Here is a 2,564-nt window from a genome sequence, read left to right on the forward strand (position 1 = left end):
GAGCGCGCGGCACCGTGGACTCCATCGAGACCTTCCCCTCGCTTGAACGCATAACACCTCCTTCGATAGCGGAGCCGCACACCGTGGAATCGGCGTCCCCGCGGTTTTCCGGATGGTAACCCAGGGTAGCGTCCCCCGGCGGCTTCACTTCATTTTAGCGCGAACCGTCAATCGGCCAAGCGTCAGAGGGTGTCATCACGCTGCCGAGGTGTGCGACTGGATCTATTCCCGTGGGAAGCACGGCCATCAAAAAGTGCAGGTATCAAGCAGTTTCGGTTCGCCACGCCTGCCAGAGGGAACGACATGCTAGCCGTGCTGTCGCGGTTAAAACGCGGTCTCACGGCCGTCGCCAGAGTTTTGGAAAAACAGGGTGGTGGGGACGCCAAAGCCTTTGCGGAATCTCCCGCCGACGATCAATGGATTCTTCGGTGCAGGTCGACGTGCGGGCCTTCGCCCGTCCAAAATCAGGTATGGAAATGCGTTCCCCACCTCGCAGGGCCGATTGATGGGCCACGATTCCGGGGGCGGTGTAAGCCACTGCCTCATACACATCGACGGCCGGCAATCTCCCGTGGATGAGGGAATCTACGAACTCGTGGGTAATGAAAGTGTGGGACCCCTCGTGTCCGGAATCGTGTCGCAATGGTTCGGGAAGCATGTCCGTGGCCCACCACTTGGGGACCGGATAGGCCTCCACTTTGGCGGCTGATCTGACAAATCCTCCGCTGTCGGTTTCCTGCTGATCACCGGCGAAAATGAGGGTGGCCTGAGTTCCCAGGCGATTGTCGCAGAGAAAGCTCATTTTTGTGCCGTACCACTCAGCCCGTTCGCAGCCCAGATGGGCGCCCAGCCACCACACTTCGACGCGGAAGGAGTGCCCCCGATCGGTCGTGAATTCCGCCGTTTCATTCCAGAAGGGATTGCCATAAGGATTACCGCGCAAAAGGGGTGAGTCGTCTCCCCATCCTGTGCAGGAAACGGCCGCCAGCCGTTCCCCGGTCACTCCGATCAAATGAGCCGTACAGTGCGTCGGATAATGCATAGGTGGGAAGCCGTGTCGCCAGGTCGGCCGTCCGTTTTCAAACCAGAGGGACTCCAGCCCTGGGTGACGATACATGGAGTAGGCGGCATAGATCTCACCGAACTTGCCTTCCTGATAGAATCGCCGCGCCGAAATCGTGTGCTGCTGCCAGTAACTTGTTTCGGCCATCATGTAGGTCAAGCCGGTTCTTTCCACGCAGTTGATCAGTTCAGCACATTCTTCCAGTGTCATGGCCGCGGGGACGGCACAGATCACGTGCTTTCCCGAGCGTAGCGCTGCCAGGCAATGGGGGACGTGGTTAGGGGCCTCCGTGAAGATGCCTACAGCATCCAGGTCTTTGGCCTCTTTGAGCATGACTTCCAGCGACTCATAAGCTCGATCGCAGCGATAGACTTTTTGAAGGTGGGCGCGTCGTTCTGGACGAAGGTCTGTTACCGCGGCGACGATGCACTGCGGATGTTCATGCCACTGAAACGTGGAACCGAATCGGCCACCTGCTATTCCAATCCGAATTTTTCGTTCGGGAGACTCTGCCGCGTGGACGGCGCGAGTAAGAAAAAAGCTTGCAAGACTTGCCGAACCGCCCAGGAACGTCCGACGGCTCAAGCGACGGCCATGGCCGTTCGGTAGCTTGGAAGCGGCGGTGTGTGCACTATTCCCGGCCATCAGCTTGACTCCTCTTCAGACAAAGTGCTCCGAGGTTTCCGGAAACCACGCCGTCTCCATCTTGATCTGTCGTCCGAGTGTGTCAAGCTCCTGAAAAGTTTTTTAGTCGGCGACGGCGTCTGTCGTTCGGGCATGTCGTCCGGGAAAGGTCGTTGTGCCGCTTTCACCCTTTTGGGGCAACCTATATAATCGGGCAATTCGGGGGAGGTGAACGCAACCAAGGGGCCAGAAAGGGAACGGGACCAGTCGTCCAACGTGAACCTCATGACACGGAGTGCTCAGGTATGACGCTAGGTTTTGGAATCATTGGATGCGGGTTGATCTCCAAGTTTCACGCACGGGCTATTCGCGAGGTTCCGGATGCCCGGTTGGTGGCCTGCTACGACGTCGTTAAGGAGTCCGCAGAGCGGCTGGCGAGTGAATTCGGCTGCAAAGCCTATCACGATCTGGATGCGTTCCTATCTGATCCTGAGTTGCATGTGGTGACGGTGGCAACTCCGAGCGGTGCGCACATGGAGCCTGCCGTGGCGGCGGCTCGGGCAGGAAAACACGTGATCGTGGAAAAACCGCTCGAAATCACGCTCGAACGGTGTGACGCGATCATTCGCGCATGCGAAGAGGCCAAAGTGGTTCTCTCCACAATCTTTCCTTCTCGGTTCCACGATTCAAGTCAGCTCCTGAAGCGGGCCATCGATCAGCAGCGCTTTGGGCGACTGACGCTCGGTGACGCGTACGTCAAATGGTGGCGAACACAGCAGTATTACGATAGCGGAGCCTGGCGAGGCACGTGGCAGCTCGATGGCGGGGGAGCCTTGATGAACCAGGCCATTCACAGCGTCGATCTTTTGGCCTGGCT

General features: G+C 58.3%; 2 protein-coding genes. One reads left to right on the forward strand and one right to left on the reverse strand.

The features are described 5' to 3' along the window. Window positions 1–337 precede the first annotated feature (337 nt). Window positions 338–1,708 carry a Gfo/Idh/MocA family oxidoreductase gene (locus H5U08_RS15480; RefSeq protein ID WP_297035046.1) on the reverse strand — a complete coding sequence of 457 codons (1,371 nt, stop codon included), beginning with the start codon at window positions 1,706–1,708 and terminating at the stop codon, window positions 338–340. Window positions 1,709–1,992: 284 nt separating this feature from the next. Between H5U08_RS15480 and H5U08_RS15485 the strand changes: the two genes are divergently transcribed. Further along, window positions 1,993–2,564, forward strand: a 572-nt coding sequence (locus H5U08_RS15485; RefSeq protein ID WP_297035049.1) for a Gfo/Idh/MocA family oxidoreductase, incomplete at its 3' end; no start/stop codon positions are given.

The sequence above is a fragment of the Thermogutta sp. genome, from assembly GCF_014359955.1.
Taxonomy (GTDB): Bacteria; Planctomycetota; Planctomycetia; order Pirellulales; family Thermoguttaceae; genus Thermogutta.